Below are 25,535 nucleotides of genomic sequence, written 5' to 3' on the forward strand. Positions count from 1 at the left end.
ACTTTGTCAGGTTTTCTCTATTCCTCTTCAAAATCTTGACTTAACGTGGAATAATAGATTAGCTTTTCTTGCACATAATAATTTACAGTATTATCCTCATATTCTCCATCTTCATTTAATTCTCCTGCTTTTATACCAGTTAATATTTCTATTCCTTCATCTATGGTATTTACAGCATATATGGTAAACTTATCTTCTTTTACTGCATTTATTATTTCTTCATTTAGCATTAAATTTTCTACATTTATCCTTGGAATTATTACACCTTCTCCACCTTTTAGTCCCTTTAATTTACATACATTATAAAAGCCCTCTATTTTCTCATTTACTCCACCTATAGGTTGGATTATTCCTTTTTGATTTACAGAGCCTGTTACTGCTATTCCTTGTTTTATCGGAATATCACCTAAACTCGATAATATTGCATATAGTTCTGTACTTGAAGCACTATCTCCATCTACACCATCATAGGATTGTTCAAAGGTTATACTGGCAGTCATAGATAATTGAATATTTCTGGCATATCTCTCACCTAAATATCCACTCATAATTAATACTCCCTTATCATGGATATTTCCACTTTGCTCTGCTTCCTTTTCAATGTTTATTATTCCATCTTTACCATAGTAAGTATTAGCTGTTATTTTAGTCGGTCTACCAAAGGAATATTGACCTAGATCAATAACTGATAATCCATTTATTTCCCCTACTTTTTCTCCTTCTATATCTATTAAAATAGTACCATTATTAATTAATTCCAAAATCCTTTCTTCATAAGAATTATTTCTATATTGTTTCTTTAGAATTGCTTTTCCTACATCTGCTTTACCAACTATGGTTTTCAGATCACTTCTAGCCCATCCATCTGCCTCGTATATTATTTCTACTAATTCATTAAATCCAGCAGTTAGCTTGCTTTTCTCATCTGCTATTCTACTGCTTATATCTATAATAGCCCCTAGGGCTTCTCTATGGAATGGCAATAGACTTTCCTCTTTACATTGGTAAGCTACAAAGGAACCAATCTTTATAATATTTTCATCTGTTCTTTCCATTTCAGTGTCGAAATCTGCCTTTATCCTAAATAATTTCTTAAATTCTTCATCATAGGAGTATAATATATGATATGTTAAGTAGTCTCCCACAATTATTATCTTTATATCTAAAGGTATTGGCTCAGGGTTTAATGTTTCTGATGCTATATCAAACCCAAGGACATTTTCTATTTTCAGTTTTTCAGTAGTCAATGCTCTTTTCAACCCATCCCATGAAAATTTGTTTTGTAAAATATCTTTTGCTTGAATTATTATATATCCACCATTTGCTTCGTGCATGGAACCTGGCTTAATTCTAGTATGGTCTGTTTTTGCAACGCCCATTTCGTTTGCATATTCTATTTTACCAAATAAATTATAATAATTTGGATTCATCTCCCTAATTACAGGAGCTCCTTTATTTTGACTATTATCTATGAATAGATTTATATAATATCTTTTCAGAAATTCTTCCTTTTTATTTCCTTGGAAAAGTATCTTTTCCATATAATCTTCTTCTTCATTATCTAAAAACATTTCATAATTCTTTACTATATCCCCTTTTATTTCTAAAAGGAACTTTACTATACTAGGATTTTCTCTATATTTAACTTGGATTGGCCCTATAAATGTAGTAACCACCAATGTAACTTGCTCTTCCTTTAATCTTTTTATTTCATTTTTAAGTTTTGTTTCAACAGCCTTTATTCCCTTTATATAATCATAGGATTGTTGTGTTAATTCTATAGATGTATTGCCTAAAATCTCTATTTCTTCATCTGATAGTTTATCTAGTTCCTCATCTGTCATAGGCCTATTTCCAATTAAAGGTATACTAAGTATTCCTTTTTCTGTTTGTCTAAATACAAAATTATATTTTTTAGCAAAATTATTTAATTCTTGGAGTATTGCTTCAGCTAATTTTTTATTCTCATTAAATACTGCATTTTTACTATCTTCATAAATTTTCGAATTTAACGCCTTAGGTATTTCAATATCTATATTCTTGATTGCAGATTCTACCTCTTGTTTAAAATTTATTCCTTCACCTGGTTCTAGACTTATCGCCTTTGGGCTATTGGATTTTTTAAAATTATAAACATAACACCAATCCTTAGGTATGGGCCTTCCCTTTGCAAATTCCTTTGCAACCAAATAAGAATAAGAGTTTCGTCCTGTACCTGTAAATCCTGATACATAAATATTGTATCCTTTTCTTTTCATGGAAATACCATATCTAATAGCCTCCATAGCCCTATCCTGCCCAATAAGTTCTCTAGATTCTACACATTCTTCTGTAGTTTCATATGGAAATATATTTGGATCACATTGGTTTCTCAATTTCTCAATTGGTACTATATATCTTTCTAACATTATGATTCACCTCCGTAGATAACTATTTTAATTATACATTATTTCCTAATTCAATGTATTCTAAATATAAAAATTGTTTACAAAAACCTTGAAATAATAAAACCTACCTATAATAAATATCCTATTCAAAAAATAATTAAAGCGAGTATATACTCGCTTTAATTATTATATTCTATATCTAAATGAACTTCCTCCGGCATATTTTTCAAATTGGTTTTGACTACTGTATATGGATAATCATATTCTTGATTTACTATTTCATTTGGATCTGGATCAGTAAACTTTGCATATACTACTATATCGAATACTTCCTTAGAATACTTTTCTTTAATTATCTGATCTATTTCTACTAGGTATCCCTTTGAATTCTTTTCTCCCCTAGTTACTACTACATAGATTTCATCTCCATATTTACAGGTTAAGGCTCTCTCTTCCATTAAATATTTTGGCAACATTTCAGAAATCTTTTCTGGAATCTCCTCTTCACTTACTACCTTAAATTTTATGTCTCCTTCATTTCTTTTCAACATCTTAGGTATAAATAAAGCCCCAATAATCAAAATAATTGCTAAAGCTATAATCTGATTTCTTTTCACTCCAATCCCTCCAAGTAATTAATCTTATATCATTAATATTCCTAAATCGACTGGATTATGTGTAATTAAAAAATATTCATAGGAGAATAAGCTCTCCTATGAATATTTTATAATAATTCTTTTGCTTTATTGATTATATTTTCTACATTAAGTCCATATTTATCAAGTAGCTTAAATCCATCTCCTGATTCACCAAAAGTATCCATAGTACCAATTCTAACTACAGGAGTTAGATGGTTTTCAACTACTACTTCTGCCACTGCACTACCTAGGCCACCTATTATACTATGTTCTTCAACTGTGACTATACCTTTGGTCTCTTTAGCAGCTTTTATTATAATATCTTTGTCTATAGGTTTTATAGTAGACATATTTATAACTCTTGCCTTTATGCCTTCTTCTAAAAGCTTTTCTGAAGCAGTCAAGGCTCTTTCCACCATAACTCCTGTGGCTATAATAGTTATATCTGTTCCTTCTTTTAATTCTACACCTTTACCTATTTCAAATTTATAATTTTCATCAAATATTACTGGAGTTTTTGCCCTACCAAGTCTTATATATACTGGTCCATTATGTTTAGCCGCCTCATATATACATTGTTTTGCTTCTATGCCGTCTGCTGGACTTAAAACCACCATATTAGGTAAGGATCTCATTAAGCTAATATCTTCTAAGGCCTGATGAGTTGCACCATCTTCTCCTACTGTTAGCCCTGCATGAGTTGCAGCTATTTTTACATTTAAGTTTGGATAACATACGGAGTTTCTTATGACTTCGAATGCACGACCTGTAGCAAACATAGCAAAAGTACTTGCAAATGGAATCTTTCCTGCTGCAGCAAGTCCAGCTGCTGTACCTATTAAGTTTTGTTCTGCTATACCTACATTAAAAAATCTCTCAGGATATGATTTTGCAAATACTGATGTTTTAGTAGAACCAGAAAGGTCTGCATCTAATACTACAATATTTTCATTTATCTTACCTAACTCTTTTAAAGCTTCTCCATAAGCGTCTCTTGTTGCTATCATTATTTAGCACCTCCCAATTCTTCTAAGGCTTTTTGAGCTTCTTCTGCTGATGGTGCCTTTCCATGCCAACCTACTTGATTTTCCATAAAGGATATGCCTTTTCCCTTAGAAGTCTTAGCTATTATTATTGTTGGTTTATCTTTAGTTTCCTTTGCCTCTCCAATTGATCTAATTATTTCATCTATGGAATGGCCATCTATAGTTAGTACATTCCATCCAAAAGCTTTAAATTTTTCATCTATTGGATCTATATTCATTATCTCTTTATTAGGTCCATCTATTTGAAGTCCGTTATAATCTAAAAATACTGTAATATTGTCTAGTTTATAATGAGCTGAAAGCATTGCAGCCTCCCATATTAGACCCTCTTGACATTCTCCATCTCCTATTACTGCATATACTCTATAATCCTTATTATTTAATTTACCTGCTAAAGCCATGCCATTTGCAGCAGCTAGACCTTGTCCCAAGGATCCAGTAGTCATATCAACACCTGGTATCTCTTTCATATCAGGGTGTCCCTGCAACATAGAACCTAGTTTTCTAAAGCTCTTTAATTCTTCCTTAGGAAAAAATCCTCTTTCTGCTAAGGTACCATATAAAACTGGTGTCCCATGCCCCTTTGAAAGTACAAATCTATCTCTATCCTCCGATTTTGGATTAGCTGGATCTATATTCATTTCTTTAAAGTATAGTGCTGTTAATATCTCAACTGCTGATAAAGATCCTCCTGGATGTCCTGATTGTGATGCTTCTAACATTTCGATAATATCAACTCTTATTTTTCGAGCTATTTCCTTTAATTCCATTTTCCTACCTCCTATTATTTCTTTTCCTCTGTAAATCCTTCACCTAGTACCTCAGACATTTCAGATACCATAATAAATGCAAATGGATCTACTTCTTTTACTATTTCTTTTACTTTAGTAAATTGAGCTCTATTAACTACACATAATAAAACATCCTTATCTTCTTTTGTGTACATACCCTTTCCTTTAAGAGCTGTAACTCCTCTCTCTATTTCTACCATAAGCCTTTGACTTACTTCTTCTGCTTTAGTTGTTACAATATAAAATCCTTTTAGATATCCGATTCCTTCTAAAATCATATCTATTACCTTCATTATAACAAACATAGCTATAACTGAATATAGGGATATTTCTATGTTTTTCTCAACAACACCTGCAAATATAACTACGCAGAAATCAATTATGGTCATAAACGTAGCCGTGCTTAAATTTGGGAACTTTTTATTTAAAATAGAGCCTGCCAAATCTGTTCCACCAGTAGTTCCCCCAAATTTAAAGACAACACCTAATCCTATGCCCATTAATACTCCCCCAAATATTGCTGATAATAAAAGGTCATGAGTTAAAATCATAGGTTGTAAAACTTTTATAAAAAGGGATAATAAAAATGTTGCATATAATGTTTTTAAGGCTGTACTTTTTCCTAATGCCTTTGCACCTAAAAGAAATAATGGAATATTTACAGCTAAGTTTGTAATGTATATGGGAATTCCAACTGTCTTCTCTAAAACTACGGCAAAGCCTGTAACTCCTCCTGGAGCTATTGTATTTGGTGCAAGAAAATATACTAAGGATATTGCCATTAAAAATACTCCTATAGCTATTAAAACATAGGAAAATAACGCTTTGTACCATTTATGACCATTTTCCATAAAATTCTCCTTCCTATTTTATAATGTCTTTGGAAAATAATACTTTTAACATAAATTGAGGTAAAACCATTTGTCTTTTTATTCTTGATGGTTCTTTAATTAGTCTATAGAACCATTCAAGTCCTAGTTTCTGGTATATTTCAGGTGCTCTTTTAGAATTTCCTGCTAATATATCCATTACACCACCATTTCCTATAATTACTTTCCCCCTAATCCTGTCTTTATTAGCATCTATCCAAATTTCCTGCTTTGGAAATCCTAAGCCTACAAAGATTATATCTGGGTCTAATAAATTAATCTGATTTATAATTTCTAGTTCATCTTCATGGTTTTCATATCCCATATGACTACCCTTAAAGTACCCATGATGATATCCTGCTATTCTAATATTAGGATAATCCCTCTTTATGTTTTCTCCTGCTATTTTAGCGGTTCCCTCTTTTCCTCCAAGAAGATAAATACTATAGGAGTTTTCATCAGCTATTTTAAGTAGATTCATAGATAAATCAAATCCAGTCACTCTTTCTTGTAATGGCTTTTTTTTAATTCTTGAGCCATATATCAGCCCTATTCCATCTGGTATTATTAAACTTCCTCTATTAATTAAATCCTTAAGTCCTTCATCGTCCTTTGCAGCCATTACAATTTCTGTGTTAGGAGTATAAATAACCTTTAATTCATCTTTCTTAAGATAAGCCTCTACTTGTTTTGTTGCCTCATCTAAAGTCGTATTATGTATCTTTACTCCAAATATCTCTAAAATATCCACTCTATCACCTGCTTTCCATTAAATCTAATGCCATTTTCACATTAGATAAGGCTTTTTCTTCTAATTCCCTATGTTGTTCTTTTAAATGGCCCTTTAATTGTGTTCTGTTATTCCATACATAATCTATTTTATCTACTAAATCATTATATTCTAGGGTTTCAATATTGCATATATAGTCCATCTTTAGAGAACGTAGAATCCCATCAACCTTTGGATCATAGGATAGTCCCACCATTGGAATTTCTTGAGTAGCTGCATAAATCAAAGAATGGAGTCTCATGGCAACAATGATTTCTAGTTCCTTTATTATTCCCATTATTTCCTCTACACCATATCTCTCCTTTATTACATAGGAGCCTTCTTTATTTACCATACTGTTTATCTCAAGACTTATATCTAAATCCTCAGGATAATGCATTGGTATTAGAACTATATTTACATCATACTTATCTATCATATAACTTATGGCCTCCGCCATAATATTGACTAGATTTTCAGTATTTTTCCATTTTCTAATGGAAATCCCTATAAACTTTTTATCTTTAGGTATATTTTCTTTCTCAAATATCTCCTCAATTTTAGATTTTGGAGCTGGCTCCAAAGTAAATACTGGGTCTGCTGTTACCATTATATTTTTATTCTTTACTCCTAAGTTTTTAATAAATTGTTCAGAATCTTTATCCCTAAGAGTAATTAAATTAACTCCATTTAATATTCTTCTAGTTAAAAATCTATTTAATTTCTTTTCAATAGGCCCTATTCCATTGGCATATACCATCACTGGCTTATTAAATAATCTTGCCAATTTTATTGTTGCTAAATAATATAGTAAAGATCTAGTACTGGTTATATCCTGCAATAAAGATCCACCACCTGAAATAAATAGCTTTGAACTCTTCATAGCCTTATATACTTGTTTAAATTCAAATCTATTAACTGCCTTTACATTATATGCATTTTCAGTCTTTATGGGACTTTTAGAAAGTACCTTTATATCTATTTCTTCATTATGATCTTTAATATCTTTAACTATGGCTTTTAATATTGCATCATCACCACTATTATCAAATCCATAGTACCCTGATATGAGAATTGAATTATTTGCTCCCTTATTATCTAATATCTTCCCATAAATTTTTAGATGCTCCTTTGCCATAGCATCTGATGAATATTTTTCCCTTACTTTATTAAATAGTTTTTCACCCATAATCTTAATTTTTTCTTTATCTTCAGCCAGAGTAATTATTCTATTGGCTAAGGCTTCTATATCTCCAACCTGGACTAAATATCCATTTTCTCCATCTTCTATTAACTTGCTTACTCCTCCCACATTAGTAGATATTATGGTTTTTTTGAGTCTAGCTCCCTCTAATATTGCATAGGGAAAGGATTCACTAACTGAAGTTAGAGTATTTATATCTATGGCATTAAAAAAAGAATGTGGGTCTTTTATATATCCTAGAAAATACAAGTTTTTATCTATTTGTAGTTCTTTAGCCAATGACATTAATCTTTCTCTTTCATTTCCATCTCCTGCAATTAGAAAAATTATATCTTTTCTCTTCTTCAATACATTTGCAGCCGCCCTAATAAAAGTTTCATGATCTTTTACTAAATCTAACCTTGCTGCAATACCTACTACTGTTTCTCCGTTATACTCGACGCCATATTTCTTGAAAAATTCTTCTTTAGATAAATATTCCATATCGGTGTCTAAATCTATACCATTATATGCAGTAAATATTCTATCTTCCTTAAAGCCTCTTTCAACTAACATATCCTTAAATGTATCGGAGATTGCAATAAAGTTTTTAAATCTTTTAAGAGAGAATTTATTTAATCTAGTAAATATAATTTTCTTATAAAAATTATCCTTAAAATCCAATTCATAATCACTATGGATTGTTGTAATAAATGGCTTATTTACCTTTAGCTTTAAAAACATACCAATAAAATTTGCCCTTGCACCATGACAATGGATAATATCATAATCTTGTTTTTCCACTTCTTCCGCCAGTCTATTAACTACTGACATATCGAATCTAGCCTTTTGCTTAAATACTTCTATGGGGATACCTGAATCTTTGGCATCATGATAGAATGTATCTTCAATAAAGCATACAATCTTAGCATCTATTAATTTATTTATGGCTTTCATTAAAGAGATTATGTGAGTCTTAGCCCCACCTGTATCTCCTCCGCTTATTAGATGAAGTACTTTCATTTTAATATGCTCCGTAGGAGCTACCTCCTAACTGTTTGTTTTCTATTATTTTTTTCACTGATTTACTATAAATTTTCTTTTCTTTTCTTGATTTTATAAATGCATAAATCAAAGTAAATTCACTACTTATTTGCTTAAATATCTGTGGATTAAATTTTTCTTTTTCTAGTTTATCTATTATTACATTTAATATGGTGTAATCTATACCTACAAAGTTCTCAACAGCATAACCTTTTCCATACATTAATGCTTTCCTTCTATCTAATAAGTTAAAAACGCTAAATCCCATTGCCCACTGAGATTGAAATATATTAAATCTATCAAGTTTTTCCATATAAGCGTTTTTATCTAAGAAGCTGACTTTGTTAATGATTTTAGGGTGAATTAAACTATTTACTCCATATAGATATATATTTTCAAATTCTTTGTTCCATATTGATAAAGCCTTTTCTAAGGACTTTGTAGTTTCTACATGATCTATATTTCCATCAATTAGAAAAGGACTAAAGATAATATCTGGCTTCTCTTTATCTAAAATTTCTATGATTTCTCCAATCAGCTTTTTGTCCTTAGAATCCAGTGTACCATCTACCTTTTCTAGAAAGTATACACTATGAAATCCATAGCTTTCTTTAATCTTATATCCTTCTTCCATTCTTTCTTTTGCTGTCTCTTCCTTGGATTTATGGCTAGTACTGCCACTTCCATCGGTTAAATATACTAAAGACATTTTACTTCCTGAATTGTGATATTTAATAATGGTTCCACCTAAGCCTATAGTTTCATCGTCCACATGGGGGGATAGTACTAAAATTTTTTCATTTCCCTTAGGGGCTATTTCCTCATATTTTTCATTGATCTTTCTTGTTTTGAAATAAAACCATAGATATATACGGTTTATGAAAATAATAGGATATTTAAGTGTCATTTTAATTAATCTTCTTATCATATAATCACTTCCTAATAAAAATCTGATTCTATAGGCATTATATACCAATTTCTTTCATCTGCAATTGTTTCCTCTAGCTCTTTATTTTCAACAAGGTTTTTCACAACAAAAGGTATAGTACTTCTCGTCTTGGCAAATCCTAACCTCGCTAGTAACCCTCTATATTGCATAGATTCAGATGCCCATGTTACTACTAAATCTGTATTTTGACTTTTGAAATATTCCTTTACTTTAAAATATAAGGCAGCTATTACATCTTCATTGATTCCCATTATGTCTACCATACTGCCAAGTCTTATATTAGGATTATTTCTTATGTTTCTTTTCTCAGTTTTAGTAATTATATAACCTACTAATTCATTATCTAAATAAGCACCAAAAGTTTTGTAATCTATATCTGGATGATTCTTTATTCTCCAATTTAAAAACTTACTATCTCTTTTAGTCATTATGGGGCTATCTGCTTTAACCTTATCCCATAGTTCATCAAATTCTTCATCAAATTCTTCTATTTCTTTAAATATATACTTTTCTTTTATCTTTATTTTTTGTTCCTTGTATATAAATTTAATTAAACCATGTAAAGGTATGGATAATATTTTGGCTAGAAATTTTATCTTTACAACATTTAATAAAATATTATCTAACCTATAATAATTTGTGAAAAGAGGTATCTCCGTTACAAGAGAACCACCAATTCCACCTAGTAATCCTCTTAGAGCCATTTGGGAAGGAAATCCAAATCTAAATTGGATATTATTTTCCACACCTATTTCATAGGATTTATTAGCTAATTCTCCATGTATGCCTTTACCTCTAAAGTCTTCACTTATCATGGTGTCTATTGATTGTCCTGCTAATACTTCTTCTCCCTTAACTACCATTGTAGTAGGTAAAAGAGTACATTGTCCTACTATTTTTGAATCATCCTCCGCCACTACTATTACAGATTTCCCAGCAGAATTCTCCATAAACTGCCAGTTCCAATGTTCTTCCTTTCTATTGGAATTAAAGACTTTATTAAATAATTGGATTATTTCCTTTTCGTCGCCATTCTTATATTCCCTTATATCAACCATAAATCCACTTCCTATCTAATTTCATAATTTCCCTTCACTAGGAAAAAACTATTTCTTATAGCTTTAGCACCTCTGCCATCATCTCTAGGCACTATTATCAAATGATTTGGTTTAATATCTTCTTCCATTTTTAAATCCTTGCCGAAAGTTATATCAGTAAGCCCATTTTCTATACCATTACTTATTATGGCAATTGCCCTGGCTTCTCCAGATCTTAAAATTATTTCTGTACCCTCTTTACATATTAAGGATTGCCCTTTTGCTACCTCCACTGCTTTCCAAGAATTTGCAGCTGTATTTTCATTATTATTTCCTATTTTTTCATCTACATAATATTTTAGTTGCTCTATTTTCTTTTCTACATAGCTAAGACTAACTAATGGATCATTTTCAGACCCCGGCTCTGAAAATACTACTGTAGCCCCTAAAAGAATAATCACTGAACCGACTCCAATGCATAATCTTTTAAATCTACTCATCTTACGTACCTCCTTTTATTAGTAAATAACTTTTCAGTATTCACCATTCACTGTTTCCTATTATACTACAAAAACAATAAAAAAATAAGCATTTTCAATGCTTATTTTAAATATGTATGTATTTTATAGTTCTACTAACCCTAAGCTTATTTTTAGGCACTGATCCACATTGATCATCATTTCTTCATTAAATCTCCCTATTCTTTCTCGTAACCGTTTCTTATCTATGGTTCTTATTTGCTCCAGAAGGACTACAGAGTCCTTCGGTAATCCATATTCTGGAGCATTAATTTCTACATGTGTTGGCAACTTTGCCTTGTTTATCTGTGATGTAATAGCAGCAATAATAATTGTAGGACTATATTTGTTTCCAATATCATTTTGAATAACAAGTACTGGTCTTACTCCCCCCTGTTCAGACCCAATAACAGGGCTTAAATCTGCATAGTATATATCCCCTCTTTTAACTATCATAAAACCTCACGCCCCATCAATCTTGCTTCATATATTACTAAATCAAGGATATCTTGCTCTAGCCCTATTTCTGCAAGAGTTAAATTTATTTGACTCATTTCCCTATAACCTTCTTTCATCTTTTCGGCAACTTCCATTCTTTTTTTTTCGTTAATATATAATCTCATAGCTTCTATTACAAAATCAGACCTATTCTTGTACTCCACAGGTACCATAACATCAACTTCCTCAAGGAGGCTATTAGGTAAGCTAATCATAATCCTTCTAGTCTCAGCCATATAAGTCCACCCCCATAATACAGATTTTATAATTACAATATAAATATAACAAAAGCTTCTATTGAAGCGCTAATGTAACTTTTGTTGAAACTCATTGACGGAAAGTTCAAAGATTTTAAAAAGGAAAAAGTAGAACCTTCCTATTCGTTATAACAAAAGCTTCTATCAAAGCATTAAATATAGCTTTTGTCGAAACTCATTGACGGAAAGTTTATTATTTATAAAACATAAAAAAGTAAAACTTTCCTATTCGTTATAAAAATTTAAAATAGCCTAAGCTCATTATATATTTATTATATTATATATGTCAACCTAATCATTACTTACTCATCTGAAACTTTATTCCAGTAAATAATCCTTTATTTTAATAATATTTCCATCTGATATATATATTCTAGGAACTCTTCTACTAACCATACAGACAATCTCATAATTTATTGTGCCAATTTTTGACGCTAGCTCATCAACATGAGGGTGTCCATCCTCATATCCAAATATAACTACCTCATCCCCTAGCTCTATATTTTCTATATGGGTTACATCTGCCATACATTGATCCATACATATCTTACCTACTATTTTTGCCCTTTTTCCCTTTATATAAACCTCTGCCTTATCAGTTAATAATCTAGTAAATCCATCTGCATATCCAATAGGTATAGTTGCAATTTTTGATTCTTTTTCTGTAATAAATATATGACCATAGCTTATGCCAGTTCCTTTAGGTACAGTCTTCAAATGAGATATCTTAGCCTTTAAGGCCATAACTGGCTTCAACTTTATCTCTTTCTTATTTACTTCATTTGAAGGATAAAGACCATATATCATTATTCCAGCTCTTACCATATTTAAATTATAATCTCTTAAATCGATAATTCCTGCACTATTGGATATATGTTTTATTTCTATATTTAGTCCTCTATTTTCTAATTTATCTATAAACCCCATATATTTTTGAAATTGATCCTTTGCATGGGACTTATCTAATTCATCAGCCTTTGCAAAATGAGTAAATATGCCTTCAATATATATATTGGGAAGTTTTGATATTTTTAGTATATCTTCTATTGTTTCTTCATTAGCTACAAATCCTATTCTACTCATCCCAGTATCAATCTTAATGTGAATAATAGCTCTCTTTCCTAATTCTACTGCTTTATTAGATAGTTTCTCAGCATCTTCATAATTATATATGGTTGATATTAAATCATATTTTAATACATCTTCATGTTGATTAGGTGGTATATAACCTAATATTAAAATAGTATCTTCTATATTCGCTTTTCGTAATTCTATGGCTTCTCCTAAAATAGCAACAGCCAGCCTATCAACACCATTATCCAATAATGTTCTTGCCATATCTATAGACCCGTGTCCATAAGCATTTGCTTTTACTACAGCAGTGACTAATGCATCTTCCTTTATGTGTTTTCGCACTTCCATGATATTATGGGCTAAATTATCTAGATTAATCTCTGCCCACACTGGTCTTACTTCATCTAAGGTATACATTTCATAGTCCCCCTTATATAATACTCATTAGTTTTTAATAAATTTAAAATCTTCATAAGTAATTTCCATCTGTAGCAAACCATTGTGATCTAATACATTTAATTTATAAGGAACAAAATCCTTCTTTCTTACCCAAATCTTAACTAAATCCCTATATCTATTTTTTTCATCTATATTGAGTTCAAAAACTATATGCTCCTTTCCATCTATTTCTTCTCCAGATATATTTATTATATTTCCTAAGTTTTTTAAAAAATCTCCCACAAGTATTTGATTATTTAAAGATTTTATTGCTGTTAGTGATATGGATTGATTAATAGATGGATGCTCTACAAAAATCTTACCATCAGTATTTAATATTACTATACCTTCGCTTTCCTCAGGGCTTAAAATCTCTAATCTATAGTCGTTAGATTTATTATAGGTTTCTTCAATTGTATATTCTGATATAGCATCGCCGGAAATGATTTTTATATTAGTCCTACATTTATATCCAATATAGTCTTCATAGGTTTTTTCTATCTTTGATAATAACTTTTTATCTTTATTGGATGCATCTTTACTATTGTTAAAATTGCATCCTGTAAGTAAGATCATAATAAGTAATATAAATACAAAAAACCTTTTCAATATTACACCAACCTTTACCCTAAGATTTTTTTAATACTATAGGGAATACTTTCCAAAATATCTGTAGCCATGACTCCATATTCACCTTTCTCATAACTTGCTAAGTCTCCAGCTAACCCATGGCAAAATACACCTAATTTTGCTGCATCCTCTGGTTTTATTCCTTGCCCGATGAAAGAAGCTATAATTCCTGTAAGTATATCCCCAGATCCTGCTGTAGCCATTCCTGGGTTTCCAGTTTCATTGATATATATATCACCTGTAGGCAATGCAACAATTGTATTGAATCCTTTAAGAACTACTATTATATTATATTTGCTAGATATATATTTAGAATAATAAATTCTATTTTCTTGAACCTCCCTTGTACTTTTACTTAGTAGTCTGGCTAATTCCTTAGGGTGAGGTGTAATAATAATTGGACTTATGTGATTATTGAGAATATTTAAGTCAAATGAGATGGAATTTATTCCGTCTGCATCAATCACTATAGGATTAGGATAAGTCTTTAAGATTTTCTCGATTATATGCATTTTCTCCTTATCTACTCCAATTCCCGGTCCAATAGCTATTGCATCCATTTCTTCTATTTCATTTAAGATATCATCTAGTGAATCTTTAGATAAATATCCATTATTGTCTCTAACTGGTTTTATTATTGCCTCTGTCAATTTTATACTCATTATAGTTTCTATAGCTTGGGGTATAATTGTATATACAAGTCCAGACCCTGTCCTAAGGGCAGACTGTGATGCTAAGTAGGCAGCTCCTGTCATTCCTTTACTTCCTGCTATTATACCTACTTTTCCATAGGTTCCTTTATGACTTTCCTTTTTTCTTTTAGGCAATAATCTTTTAATGGAATCATCTATATTTATATTAGGATAATGTGAATATGCCACTACAAAGGCTATGGCATATTCTTCCTCATGGGAAATGGATAAACCCATATTATCTATTCCTAGTTCATCCATTCTTAACTTCCCATTTCCAACTAAATTTATATAGGGCTTACCTCTCTCATCATGTAATATTTCTATATCTTTCCATCCTACAGTAGATATGCCAGTGCCTAGGGCTTTACTTGCAGCTTCCTTAGCAGCAAATATACCACCTATTGTTGTAGCTTTATCTCCGCCTTTAGAAATATACTTTTTTTCATTTTCTGTAAATATTTTATTATAAAAGGAATCTTTTTTCTCTATTAATATTTTATTTATTCTATTTATATTTACAATATCTGCACCTGTAAATAATTTGTCTCTATCTCTCATATTATTTAAATCTCTCTTTATCAATTTTATCTATTTCTTCAGAGCCTAAGAGTCCATGTAAAAAGGTATAAGTCTCATTTATCCACTCTTCATAATCATGTTTTTTATCTATTAATCCCTTTAATCTTTCTCTCAAGACTTCTATTTCGTCATTAGCTTCTTTTACAAATTTTTCCTTAATCTTCAGCTCATCATAGCTATATTGTATAGTAGCATTAAGTAGTTTTAAATTGCTTTCTCTTATTTCCTTCGGAATAGTTTCTAACATAAAGGCTACTTCATCCAGGGCATCATTTACTTCTAAAACTTGTTCCTTATATTCATCTAGAAGCCCTATATTTTCTACTTTACTTTCATTATTTATGGAATCAGATATACCAAGAATCATTTTCATAGATTTTAGTTTCTGTCTTTGTAGTTCTCTACTTTGTATTTCCAATTCCCTTTCTTTAGCCACTAGTTCCATAAGTTCTTCCCTAGCATTTCCAATTTTTTTATCATCTACGCTTCCAAATAGTTTAATCCAATTAGGCTCACTATGTAATAATGGTATTTTATTTTTAAGTAATATGTCTTTATCTAAATTAATACTTCTATTAAACATTTTATCACTCCCATATACAATTTTACTAATTTTTTCAAAATTTTTCAAACAATATAATTTTTATTTCTTAAAATATAGAAAAAATAAGCTAGAGGTCCCTCTAACTTATTTATATAATAGCCTTATTCTTTACTACAAAGATATTATTATATTCATTCTTTGTTTCTTCAAATATTACATGACTTACATTTATTACAGTTACCCCTTCTAAATTAAGCAATGTATTTTCTATTTCTCTCGCTACACTGCTATCTAAACTTGCAAAGGCCTCATCAAGAAATATTATATCTGATTTAGTTAAAAGTCCTCTTGCTATGGCTATTCTAGACCTTTCTCCTCCTGAAATGTTTTTTCCATTATCATAAATCATAGTATCTAATCCATTTGGCAAAGCCTTTAGAAAATCTTTTAAACCTGCTTTATCTATGGCAAAATTAATCTCATCATCATTATAATCCTTATATAGAGTAATATTATTACGAAGAGTATCTTCAAATAAGAATACTTGTTGTTCAACATTGGAAATATTTTTGAAATAACTTTCCTTTTTAATATCCTTTAAGTTCTTCCCATCTACTAGAATTTTACCTTCAGTAGGATTAAAGTATTTCCTTAAAAGTTTAAGTAATGTAGATTTCCCGCCACCACTAGGGCCTATTACCAAATACTTTTCACCTTTAGTAATGCTTAAATTAATATCAGCTAAAATTTCCTTATTGTCATAACTAAATGATACATCCTGAAATTCTATGGTATTATTGAAACTATTTAGATCTACTGTTTCCTCATAGTTATCGTGATTTTTAAGGCTTTCGTCTAGCTTTATAAATAAAGATTTCACTGAGAATATCTTTGGAAACCACTCTGCTAAATTCATTAGTGGAAATATTACTCTACTCATATTATTTACTATTAAAATAACTGCACCTGTAGTTATGGAACCTTTTATTGCCATAGCTGCCGATATGAGAAGAATAGCAAAAGTAGAGGCATACATTATAAACTGCTGTATAGATAAAGTATAAGTATGGATCTTATCTATTGTATATCCTTTATATTGAATATCCTCACTTTTATTATAAAAATCCTCTTTTATTTTTTCATTTAAGTTATTAGACTTAATGATTTGGAAGGCTCCAAGAACTTCTTTTATATAGGATGTATATCCTTCAAATAATTCTGCTCTATGTTTTTCATGTCTTTGTAATGGCTTTCCTACTGCCATTGATAAGATAACAGATATTATGGATACACCTATTCCAATAAATAAAGCTGCTGGACTTACAGAAGCAATGACAATGAAGGATATTAAAAAACCAATAAGACTATTTCCCACTTCATATATGCCTTCTAAATATTTTTTCTCTATATTGTTCATATCATTAGTCATAGATGATAAATATACTCCATTATTTTCAGCTTGAAATTCATTTATATTTTTACCAAAAAGTCTCTCTACATAAGTAATCTTTGTTTTTATTAAAGATTTATAGATATATATTCCCCTTGTATAGGAAATAAGAATACTAAAGGGAAGTGATAATCCAATAAGTATAAATATTTTTATGGCCTCATTTTTAAATAATGTCATGTTGCCTTCCAAGGCTGAATCTATTATTTTCATCATTCCAATACTCAAATATCCATCTAAAGCTATCCCAATGGTTAATACTAGAAATGCTAGAATTAAATATCCAATAGACTTGTTTATAGTTCTTTTCATATGGCCACCTCCATAAAATATTCTTTTGAATTATATTTTTCAATACTCTGGTTTTTAATTTCTAAAACATAATCATATTTCTCCGTTATTCCTTCATAATATCTATGGGATATGGCAATGACTGTACAATCCAATGAAAGAATAGTATCCTCTACTTTTCTTCCTAATTCTTCATCCAAACTTGATGTTCCTTCATCTACAAATAATATCTCTGAATCCTTAACTATGGCTCTGGCAATAGAAATTCTTTGTCTTTCTCCACCAGATAAATTCTTTCCGTTTTCCATTAACATTTCATTTATTCCATTTTCTTTTTTTCTAAGAAGTCCATCTAATCCTGCTTCATTTGCTGCTCTCAAAATTCTTTCTTCATCATAGGGCTTATATAAAGCTATATTGTTGTAGATAGTATCTTCAAATAAAAATACATCTTGATATATAAAAGAAACCTTGTTATTTAAGCTAGATTCTTTAATGTCTTTGTAAGATATACTATCTACTGTTATTTCACCTTCATAATCATCATATGTCATGGATAAAAGTTTAATTAAAGTGGATTTTCCAGCACCACTAGCTCCTTTCAGCAAATATTTCTTTCCCTTTTCTATAGTGAAAGAAGTATCTTTAAGTATTTCCTTTCCATCATATTGAAAATACAAATCCTTTACTTTAATTTGGTTTTCGAATATAAATTCCTTTTCTTTATCCATTGCTATGAATTTTTCATCATCCCACTTTGTAATTTTATCAAATATTTTAGCTGATGATTTCAGTTGATTAAACAAAGGTAAAATAGAAGTAATATTCCATATACAGCCATTGGACAGTTGAAACATATAGGTTATTTTAGTTAAGGATATTCCCTTACTCATTAAAGCAGATAAATATACTAAAGATATCATTACAAATCCAAATCCTAAGAACTCCATAATCCTTCTTTGGCTATCTGTATAAACGTTGTAAGCAAACTTCTTTCTTTCAAGACCCATAATAGACTTTAATGATTTTGAAAGAAATTGATTCTCTATATTATTTAATTTCAATATCTCTAACCCATTAAATGTATTGGACATATTTACGGTAAAATGTTCATTATATTCTGATACTTCTTTTTGAAGAGATACTGTCTTTTTCTCAAAGGTTTTACTGATAAAGAATAATAATATTGAAATGCCAAATGCACCTACGGCAAACTTTAAATCTAAAAAAGCTATAATAGTAAGAGATACCACATATACGCCACCACGAAATATTACATTGATAAGTTGTAAGAAAAAGCTACTTTCAAATAAATTAATATCATTAATTAAATTTGAAATGTAAGTATCCTTAGACTTTTTACTAAATTCTTTGTAAGATGAGTTTAATATCTTATCAAAGGCTAAAAGTCTAACATCAAGTAATGTATCCCTCATATAGGATATTCTCATAAATCTAGATACTATATACAGTATAGAACCTAATATTATGATTCCCATTGAAACCCATAAAACTTTCAAGAAATTTTCCTTTGTTCCTATTTGAATACTACCTATGACCATGGATATAGCTAGGTTCATTAAAGTATTATCTAATACCGGTATAAAACAAGCCAATATGTACATCATGAATCTTGATTTTCGCTTCATTAAAAGTTCTTTCATGTTATCCCCCCATTTTATAATTCATAATTATCTTACTCTTTATTTCCTAATACGATATTAGTATATTTTGTTAATTTTGTCAATACATTAATTAATATTTTTAATTTATATATTAAAAATATTAATATATAAATTAATTATATTTATTTATAGTTTATGTCTTTTTTATCTTAATATTAATTATTATATTGTTAATACTATAATATGTGGAGGTGAAACAGATGGATAAAAAACACAAATCTAATCAGCCTTACTATACAAAACCCGTTAAAGAAGTAAATTCTAATATGTTTGAAAATAAAGGAGACTGGAAGAAAACTGGATTCTATGAAAATAGTGAAGTTTTCCCTCCAAGAGGCAGCTTTATTAATGTACCAGATGATGTTTTGTTTGAACCTAAAGCAAATTTATTGGATAATATAATCGAAGAAAAAGAAGAAGATATAGGTTCTCAGTTATATAATAAAAGTGAAGATAAAAACAAACGCTAAAAGAGTTAACTCTTTTAGCGTTTGTTTTTTAAAAATTTATTGTTTAAAATTGTCGAATCCTTATATCTTTCTACTTCCAGGTTTTGCTATAGTAAGTCCTTCTTTACATAGAGGACATTCTTCTTCATTGTATGTTTTTATTTCTAATTCAGTCCCACCATAAACAGGATATTTAATATCTCCCTTTGATCTATTGGCGATGCAAGCTATACCTACTACTACTCCACCATATTCTTCTACTACTTTAATAGCCTCATAAGCTGATTTTCCAGTAGTTACTACATCTTCAGATATAATCACCCTTTGTCCCTTTTCTATATGAAATCCTCTCTTTAGTGTCATCTCTCCTCCTTCTCTTTCAGTAAATATGGCAGGCTTACCTAGCTGACGTCCTAACTCATAAGCTACTATAATCCCACCCATGGCAGGTCCTACAACTATGTCAATATCCAAGTCTTTAATCTTATCAACAATAAATGATACTGCTTTTTCCGCCTTATCTGGATATTGTAATAGCTTTGCACATTGTACATATCTATCACTATGTTTCCCTGAAGATAGTAAAAAATGTCCTTCAAGTAAAGCATCTGATTCTTTAAGTAAATCTATAATCATTTTAAAACCTCCCGTTTTCAATTGATAATATTTCTAAATGATCCCTCTGATTTCTTCCAACGATTTAATTCCTTCTTTCTCCATAAACATCTCAATCCCTTGAATAATGTCTATAGTAATATCTGGTTTAATAAAGTTCCCGCTACCTACTTGAATAGCAGTAGCCCCTGCCATAATAAACTCTATGGCATCCTCAAAACTTATTATTCCTCCTATACCTATTATTGGAACATTTACTACCTTACTTACTTCATATACCATCCTTAAAGCTATTGGTTTAATACATGGTCCTGATAGCCCTGCTGTTATATTGTTAAATACAGGTTTTCTTTTATAAATATCTATGGCAAGTGCATTAAATGTATTTACAAGTGACAGTCCATCTGCTCCTGCCTCTACACAGGCATAAGCCATTTCTTTTATGTTTTCAGCATTAGGAGATAATTTTACTATCATTGGTTTTTTTGATATACTTTTAGCCTTTTTTACTACTTCTGATGCAGTATTGCATTTTATACCAAATGCCATTCCACCTTCTTTTACATTGGGGCAGGAAATATTTAGTTCAATCATATGAACTGAAGTTTCATTTAATAGCTCTATTCCTTCTAAATAATCATCTATGGTGCTGCCGCCTAAATTAGCCAGTATTACAGTATCTTTTTTCTCCATAAATGGCAATTCTTCTTCGATAAATCCCTTTACTCCAGGGTTTTGTAATCCTATGCTGTTCATTAGCCCCGATGGTGTTTCGTGAATTCTTATGCCTTTGTTTCCATCTCTTTTATTCAATGTAAGCCCCTTAGTCGAAATACCTCCTAGCTTTTCTATAGGAAAATACTCTTCAAATTCTTTACCAAATCCAAAGGTACCAGATGCAGCTATGACAGGATTTTTAAATTCTATTCCGCAAATATTTACCTTAGTCAATAGTTATCTCCTCCCCTTTAAATACTGGTCCTTCTTTACATACTCTCTCTATTCCCCTTATGGTCTCCACTGTACATCCAAGACAAGCACCTATTCCACAAGCCATTCTATTTTCCATTGAAATATATAAAGGCACCTTTCCCTTACATATGTTCATTATTACTTTCATCATAGGAGTTGGACCACAGGTATAAACTAAATCATATTCCATAGGATTAAATAATTCAGTTATAAAGCCCTTATGCCCCATAATACCATTGTCTGTTGCCATAAATATATTGTTTACATATTGTCCTATTGATTCTAAAAAATAAGGTTTATCTCTAAAACCACAATATAAATCTGCTTTTATATTAAGACTTTTAGCCAGATATAGCATTGGTGCAATACCTATTCCGCCAGATATTAAGGCAATTTTCCCCTTTGTATTTAAGTCAAATCCATTGCCTAATGGTCCTAGTATACTTAATTTGTCACCTTTTTTAAGTTTAGATATAATATGAGTTCCTCTGCCTTTTACCTCATATAAAAACTTAATTCTACCATTATTTAAGTCTGCAATGGAAATCGGTCTTGATAAGAATGGGTCTAAGGCTTCCCAACCTCTAATCATATAGAATTGTCCTGGAGAACCTTGAAAATCTCCATCTAGAATAAGTTCATATATATTTTCACTGATTTCTATATTGGACTCAATAATCCCATCTTGATAGCTACTCTTCATAGCCTATATCCTCCCTCATGGAAAGCACTGCTTCTCTTGTATATTTTTCAAAGTTTTCTATGCCATCTTCATGTTTTTTATATGCGGTTATTATTCCTCTTGAAGAGTTTACAATTCCACCGTTTCCATTATTTAAATAAAGGTTTACATCTTGTCCCTTAGCTCCTTGTGCACCATATCCTGGAATTAGAAAATACATATTCTTATATCTTTCTCTTATTTCTATTGCCTCGTCTGTATGAGTGCCCCCTACTACTCCACCTATTAAACTATATCCAGATTCCCCCATATATTTAGTGCCTAGTTCTTCTAATTTATTTCCAATATGATAATAAAGTTTTTCTCCATTTACATCTAAATATTCAATATCCTTAGCCCCTGGGTTAGAGGTTCTAAGAAGTACAAATATACCTTTATTCCCTTTATCTAAATACTTAAAATAAGGTGTAATACTATCAAATCCCATATATGGATTAAGGGTGATAAAATCCACTTCAAAATCTCCTTCAAAATGTCCCTTTGCATACATATCTGCTGTAGATTGAATGTCTCCACGTTTTATATCTCCTATAGTTAAAGACTTTAGACTTCTTAAATATTCTAAAGTTTTTTTATAGGCTATTAATCCCTTTATTCCATAGGCTTCGTAATATGCTATTTGAAGTTTATAAATTGCTGTAATATCTTCTGTACAATCTATAATCTTTTTATTAAATCTAAAGATTATTTCATCTATATCTATATATTTCAGTTTTATATCCTCAGGAATATAATCTAGATGTGTATCTAGTCCAATACAAACATTTCCTTTAGCTTGTACTTCTTCATAAAGTTTATCTATTATCATATCTTCACTCCTAGTTTTTATACTCTTTATTTACATACTTTATTTCTCCATCTTTTAAAGTCATGATTACTTCACCATAAAACTTCATTCCATTAAAGGGAGTATTTTTCCCCTTAGATAAGAATGTATTGCTATTTACTATGATTTCTTTATTTAAATCTACAAGGACTAAATCTGCAAAATATCCTTTTTCTATTTTACCTTTTTGAACCTTCATTATCCTTCCAGCATTGGCTGACATTAACTGTGATAATTTCATTAAATCTATTTTTCCCGATTTCACTAAGTTAGTATATGAAACTGAAAAAGAGGTTTCTATCCCAGATAAGCCCGGCGCTCCTTTTTCTTTATCCTCCTTAGTATGAGGCGCATGGTCTGTTGCTATTGTATCTACTGTTCCATCTATTATTCCTTCAATAATTGCATCTCTATCTTTCTCTGTCCTAATAGGTGGATTTACCCTATAATCATTATCATAAAGTGCAATATGATGTGGTGTCACTTCACAGGTCACATTTACTCCCTCTTTTTTAGCTCTTCTAATTTCCTCTATGGCTTCTATGGTGCTCACATGGGCTAAATGCAGTTTGGCACCTGTTACCTTAGATAGATATATATCCCTGATGGTAATGATATTTTCAGATATTCTATAGTCTACCTCTGTTAAATCCTCATCTTCTGCATGGGTAATTATTATTAATCCTTTTTCCCTTGCCTTCATCATGGCATTATACATTACTATATTGGATTTTATGCCCTTACCATCATCTGATATAAACTTCACTCTTTCATCTAATGTATCTAAATGTTCTAAAGTTTCCCCGTCGAAGTTTTTTGTAATAGAAACAGTTTGATGAACATTTACTAAGTCAATTTCCTTAGCCTTGTTTAAAACATACTCAACTATATCCATAGAACTACAGATAGGATTTGTATTTCCCATTAAATTGACTACAGTATACCCACCTTTTAATGCTGCCAGTCCCCCAGTAAACAAATTCTCCTTATGAGTAAAGCCTGGTTCTCTAAAGTGAACATGTAGATCGATAAAGGAGGGCATAAGAACCAAACCTTCCCCATCTATTACTTCACAGTCATAGTCTAATTTTTCATTAAAATCTTCTATTATTCCATCTTTAATATATAAATCTCCTAAGAAATCCTTAGATTCATCTACTATCCTAACAGATTTTATTAAAAGTTCCATTTTATCCCTCCCAAGAATATATTTGGTCACAATATTCACATTTATATCTTCCTTCTTTTTCATCAAGTAATACAAATTTGTGGGTTATTCCTCTTTCTACTGAAGTTATACATCTTGGATTTTTACATTCTATAATTCCTTCTACCTTATTTGGTAATGATAAACTTATTTTCTCCCTTATAATTTCATTTTCTATTATATTTACAGTTATATTTGGATCAATAAATCCTAACATGGCTAAATCTATATCTATTTCATTTTCAATTTTTATAATATCTTTACGACCTTGTTTATCACTTACAGCATTCATTATTAAAGCCACTGTAAAATCTGCCTTATCTAATCCTAGATGTTTAAATATTATAATTCCATATCCTGGTTTAATATGGTCTATTACAATCCCCTTTGAGATACTATTTATACTTAACATTATTTCACCCCCAATAATTTAGCAATTAAAGCCATTCTAACAAACATCCCATATTTAGCCTGTCTAAAATACCAAGCTCTAGAATCATTATCTACTTCCATACTTATTTCATTTACCCTTGGAAGTGGATGAAGAATTGTTAAATCCTTTTTCGCAGTTTTCAGCTTTGCATTATCTAATATATAGCTATCCTTTAGTCTTATATAGTCAGCTTCATTAAAAAAACGTTCTTTTTGCACTCTAGTCATATAGAGAATATCTAGTTTATCTATAACTTCCTCAAGTCTTTCTACTTCTATATAATCTAAAGATTTCTTATGAAGGATTTCAGTTTTAATATATTCAGGTGTTTGTAATTCATTTGGGGATATTAATATAAATTTTATATTTTCATATCTGGATATTGCCTTTATTAAAGAATGGACTGTACGACCGAATTTTAAGTCTCCACATAATCCTATGGTTAAATTTGAAAAGTTACCTTTTGCAACCTTAATAGTCAAAAGGTCTGTAAGTGTTTGAGTTGGGTGTTGATGTCCTCCATCTCCTGCATTGATTAAAGGAACATCTGAATAGTATGAGGCGTATTTAGGTGCCCCTTCTTTTGGATGACGCATGGCTATAACGTCTGCATAGGCTGCAACTGTTCTTATGGTATCTGCTAGATTTTCTCCCTTAGATACTGAGCTGGAATTTGGTTCTGAAAAACCTATTACTTTTCCACCTAATCTTAACATTGCAGCTTCAAAGCTTAATCTAGTTCTTGTACTAGGCTCAAAGAATAAAGTTCCCAATACCTTTCCATCACATAAATGTATAAATTCTTCTGGTCTAGTGATGATTTCCTCTGCTAATACAAATATTTCTTCTATTTCTTTCACTGTAAAGTCTTGTGGGTCAATTAAATTTCTTCCTTTTAACATTTTAATGCCTCCTTATA

26 protein-coding genes are annotated in these 25,535 nt (G+C 30.4%); 1 reads left to right on the plus strand and 25 read right to left on the minus strand.

Going from position 1 to position 25,535, the window contains the following annotated elements; all coding sequences use genetic code 11:
- Positions 1 to 17 precede the first annotated feature (17 nt).
- The 18 genes from RBU61_RS12490 to RBU61_RS12575 form a co-directional block, all read right to left on the minus strand.
- Positions 18 to 2,408 (minus strand): ATP-binding protein, encoded by a 2,391-nt coding sequence (locus RBU61_RS12490; protein WP_308875770.1) that lies wholly within the window; start codon positions 2,406 to 2,408, stop codon positions 18 to 20.
- Positions 2,409 to 2,566: 158 nt separating this feature from the next.
- Positions 2,567 to 3,004, minus strand: a complete 438-nt coding sequence (locus tag RBU61_RS12495) for a protease complex subunit PrcB family protein (protein ID WP_308875771.1) — start codon at positions 3,002 to 3,004, stop codon at positions 2,567 to 2,569.
- A 107-nt stretch (positions 3,005 to 3,111) separates the two neighbouring features.
- Positions 3,112 to 4,032, minus strand: a complete 921-nt coding sequence (locus RBU61_RS12500) for a transketolase family protein (protein ID WP_308875772.1) — start codon at positions 4,030 to 4,032, stop codon at positions 3,112 to 3,114.
- Complete coding sequence (locus RBU61_RS12505) at positions 4,032 to 4,841, minus strand: transketolase (protein WP_308875773.1); 810 nt, start codon at positions 4,839 to 4,841, stop codon at positions 4,032 to 4,034. Before RBU61_RS12505 ends, RBU61_RS12500 begins: the two co-directional genes overlap by 1 nt.
- A 14-nt stretch (positions 4,842 to 4,855) precedes the next feature.
- Positions 4,856 to 5,713, minus strand: coding sequence for a YitT family protein (locus RBU61_RS12510; protein WP_308875774.1), 858 nt, complete (start codon positions 5,711 to 5,713; stop codon positions 4,856 to 4,858).
- A gap of 13 nt (positions 5,714 to 5,726) precedes the next feature.
- On the minus strand, positions 5,727 to 6,482 hold the full coding sequence (locus RBU61_RS12515) for a WecB/TagA/CpsF family glycosyltransferase (protein ID WP_308875775.1): 756 nt from the start codon (positions 6,480 to 6,482) through the stop codon (positions 5,727 to 5,729).
- Between the two features lie 4 nt (positions 6,483 to 6,486).
- Positions 6,487 to 8,706: a polysaccharide pyruvyl transferase CsaB gene (gene csaB, locus RBU61_RS12520; protein WP_308875776.1), complete on the minus strand. Its 2,220-nt coding sequence runs from the start codon at positions 8,704 to 8,706 to the stop codon at positions 6,487 to 6,489.
- Position 8,707: 1 nt separating this feature from the next.
- Positions 8,708 to 9,655 (minus strand): PIG-L family deacetylase, encoded by a 948-nt coding sequence (locus RBU61_RS12525; RefSeq protein WP_308875777.1) that lies wholly within the window; start codon positions 9,653 to 9,655, stop codon positions 8,708 to 8,710.
- A gap of 11 nt (positions 9,656 to 9,666) precedes the next feature.
- On the minus strand, positions 9,667 to 10,734 hold the full coding sequence (locus RBU61_RS12530) for a GNAT family N-acetyltransferase (protein WP_308875778.1): 1,068 nt from the start codon (positions 10,732 to 10,734) through the stop codon (positions 9,667 to 9,669).
- A gap of 11 nt (positions 10,735 to 10,745) precedes the next feature.
- Positions 10,746 to 11,213, minus strand: coding sequence for a hypothetical protein (locus RBU61_RS12535; protein WP_308875779.1), 468 nt, complete (start codon positions 11,211 to 11,213; stop codon positions 10,746 to 10,748).
- Between the two features lie 123 nt (positions 11,214 to 11,336).
- Positions 11,337 to 11,687 (minus strand): type II toxin-antitoxin system PemK/MazF family toxin, encoded by a 351-nt coding sequence (locus RBU61_RS12540; protein WP_308875780.1) that lies wholly within the window; start codon positions 11,685 to 11,687, stop codon positions 11,337 to 11,339.
- Positions 11,684 to 11,965, minus strand: coding sequence for a CopG family transcriptional regulator (locus RBU61_RS12545; RefSeq protein WP_308875781.1), 282 nt, complete (start codon positions 11,963 to 11,965; stop codon positions 11,684 to 11,686). The genes RBU61_RS12540 and RBU61_RS12545 overlap by 4 nt, the downstream gene beginning before the upstream one ends.
- Before the next feature lie 339 nt (positions 11,966 to 12,304).
- Positions 12,305 to 13,477 carry an alanine racemase gene (gene alr, locus RBU61_RS12550; protein WP_308875782.1) on the minus strand — a complete coding sequence of 391 codons (1,173 nt, stop codon included), beginning with the start codon at positions 13,475 to 13,477 and terminating at the stop codon, positions 12,305 to 12,307.
- A gap of 27 nt (positions 13,478 to 13,504) precedes the next feature.
- Complete coding sequence (locus RBU61_RS12555) at positions 13,505 to 14,107, minus strand: hypothetical protein (protein WP_308875783.1); 603 nt, start codon at positions 14,105 to 14,107, stop codon at positions 13,505 to 13,507.
- A gap of 14 nt (positions 14,108 to 14,121) precedes the next feature.
- Entirely contained in the window at positions 14,122 to 15,381 is a 1,260-nt protein-coding gene (locus RBU61_RS12560; RefSeq protein ID WP_308875784.1) for an NAD(P)H-hydrate dehydratase, read from the minus strand.
- 1 nt (position 15,382) lies between these two features.
- Positions 15,383 to 15,985 (minus strand): hypothetical protein, encoded by a 603-nt coding sequence (locus tag RBU61_RS12565; protein ID WP_308875785.1) that lies wholly within the window; start codon positions 15,983 to 15,985, stop codon positions 15,383 to 15,385.
- Between the two features lie 109 nt (positions 15,986 to 16,094).
- The gene (locus tag RBU61_RS12570; protein WP_308875786.1) at positions 16,095 to 17,708 is read right to left on the minus strand and encodes an ABC transporter ATP-binding protein; all 1,614 of its coding nucleotides are present in this window, start codon (positions 17,706 to 17,708) and stop codon (positions 16,095 to 16,097) included.
- Positions 17,705 to 19,351, minus strand: a complete 1,647-nt coding sequence (locus tag RBU61_RS12575) for an ABC transporter ATP-binding protein (protein ID WP_308875787.1) — start codon at positions 19,349 to 19,351, stop codon at positions 17,705 to 17,707. The genes RBU61_RS12570 and RBU61_RS12575 overlap by 4 nt, the downstream gene beginning before the upstream one ends.
- Before the next feature lie 221 nt (positions 19,352 to 19,572).
- On the opposite strand from RBU61_RS12575, the gene RBU61_RS12580 reads away from it, so the two are divergent.
- The gene (locus RBU61_RS12580) at positions 19,573 to 19,842 is read left to right on the plus strand and encodes a hypothetical protein (RefSeq protein ID WP_308875788.1); all 270 of its coding nucleotides are present in this window, start codon (positions 19,573 to 19,575) and stop codon (positions 19,840 to 19,842) included.
- A gap of 60 nt (positions 19,843 to 19,902) precedes the next feature.
- On the opposite strand, the gene pyrE is transcribed toward RBU61_RS12580, so the two are convergent.
- From pyrE to pyrB, 7 genes are read right to left on the minus strand one after another with little or no spacing between them, the layout of a single operon-like run.
- Entirely contained in the window at positions 19,903 to 20,457 is a 555-nt protein-coding gene (gene pyrE / locus RBU61_RS12585; RefSeq protein WP_308875789.1) for an orotate phosphoribosyltransferase, read from the minus strand.
- A gap of 33 nt (positions 20,458 to 20,490) precedes the next feature.
- A complete protein-coding gene (locus RBU61_RS12590; RefSeq protein ID WP_308875790.1) occupies positions 20,491 to 21,387 on the minus strand; it encodes a dihydroorotate dehydrogenase in 897 nt (298 codons plus the stop codon).
- Positions 21,380 to 22,111 (minus strand): dihydroorotate dehydrogenase electron transfer subunit, encoded by a 732-nt coding sequence (locus RBU61_RS12595; protein ID WP_308875791.1) that lies wholly within the window; start codon positions 22,109 to 22,111, stop codon positions 21,380 to 21,382. Before RBU61_RS12595 ends, RBU61_RS12590 begins: the two co-directional genes overlap by 8 nt.
- On the minus strand, positions 22,101 to 22,958 hold the full coding sequence (gene pyrF, locus RBU61_RS12600; RefSeq protein WP_308875792.1) for an orotidine-5'-phosphate decarboxylase: 858 nt from the start codon (positions 22,956 to 22,958) through the stop codon (positions 22,101 to 22,103). Before pyrF ends, RBU61_RS12595 begins: the two co-directional genes overlap by 11 nt.
- Positions 22,959 to 22,968: 10 nt before the next feature.
- Complete coding sequence (locus tag RBU61_RS12605) at positions 22,969 to 24,165, minus strand: dihydroorotase (RefSeq protein ID WP_308875793.1); 1,197 nt, start codon at positions 24,163 to 24,165, stop codon at positions 22,969 to 22,971.
- Between the two features lies 1 nt (position 24,166).
- Positions 24,167 to 24,595, minus strand: a complete 429-nt coding sequence (locus RBU61_RS12610; RefSeq protein WP_308875794.1) for an aspartate carbamoyltransferase regulatory subunit — start codon at positions 24,593 to 24,595, stop codon at positions 24,167 to 24,169.
- A complete protein-coding gene (gene pyrB / locus RBU61_RS12615) occupies positions 24,595 to 25,518 on the minus strand; it encodes an aspartate carbamoyltransferase (RefSeq protein WP_308875795.1) in 924 nt (307 codons plus the stop codon). The genes RBU61_RS12610 and pyrB overlap by 1 nt, the downstream gene beginning before the upstream one ends.
- Between the last annotated feature and the right edge of the window lie 17 nt (positions 25,519 to 25,535).

This window comes from Tissierella sp. MB52-C2, assembly GCF_030931715.1.
In the GTDB taxonomy this organism is placed as follows: domain Bacteria; phylum Bacillota; class Clostridia; order Tissierellales; family Tissierellaceae; genus Tissierella.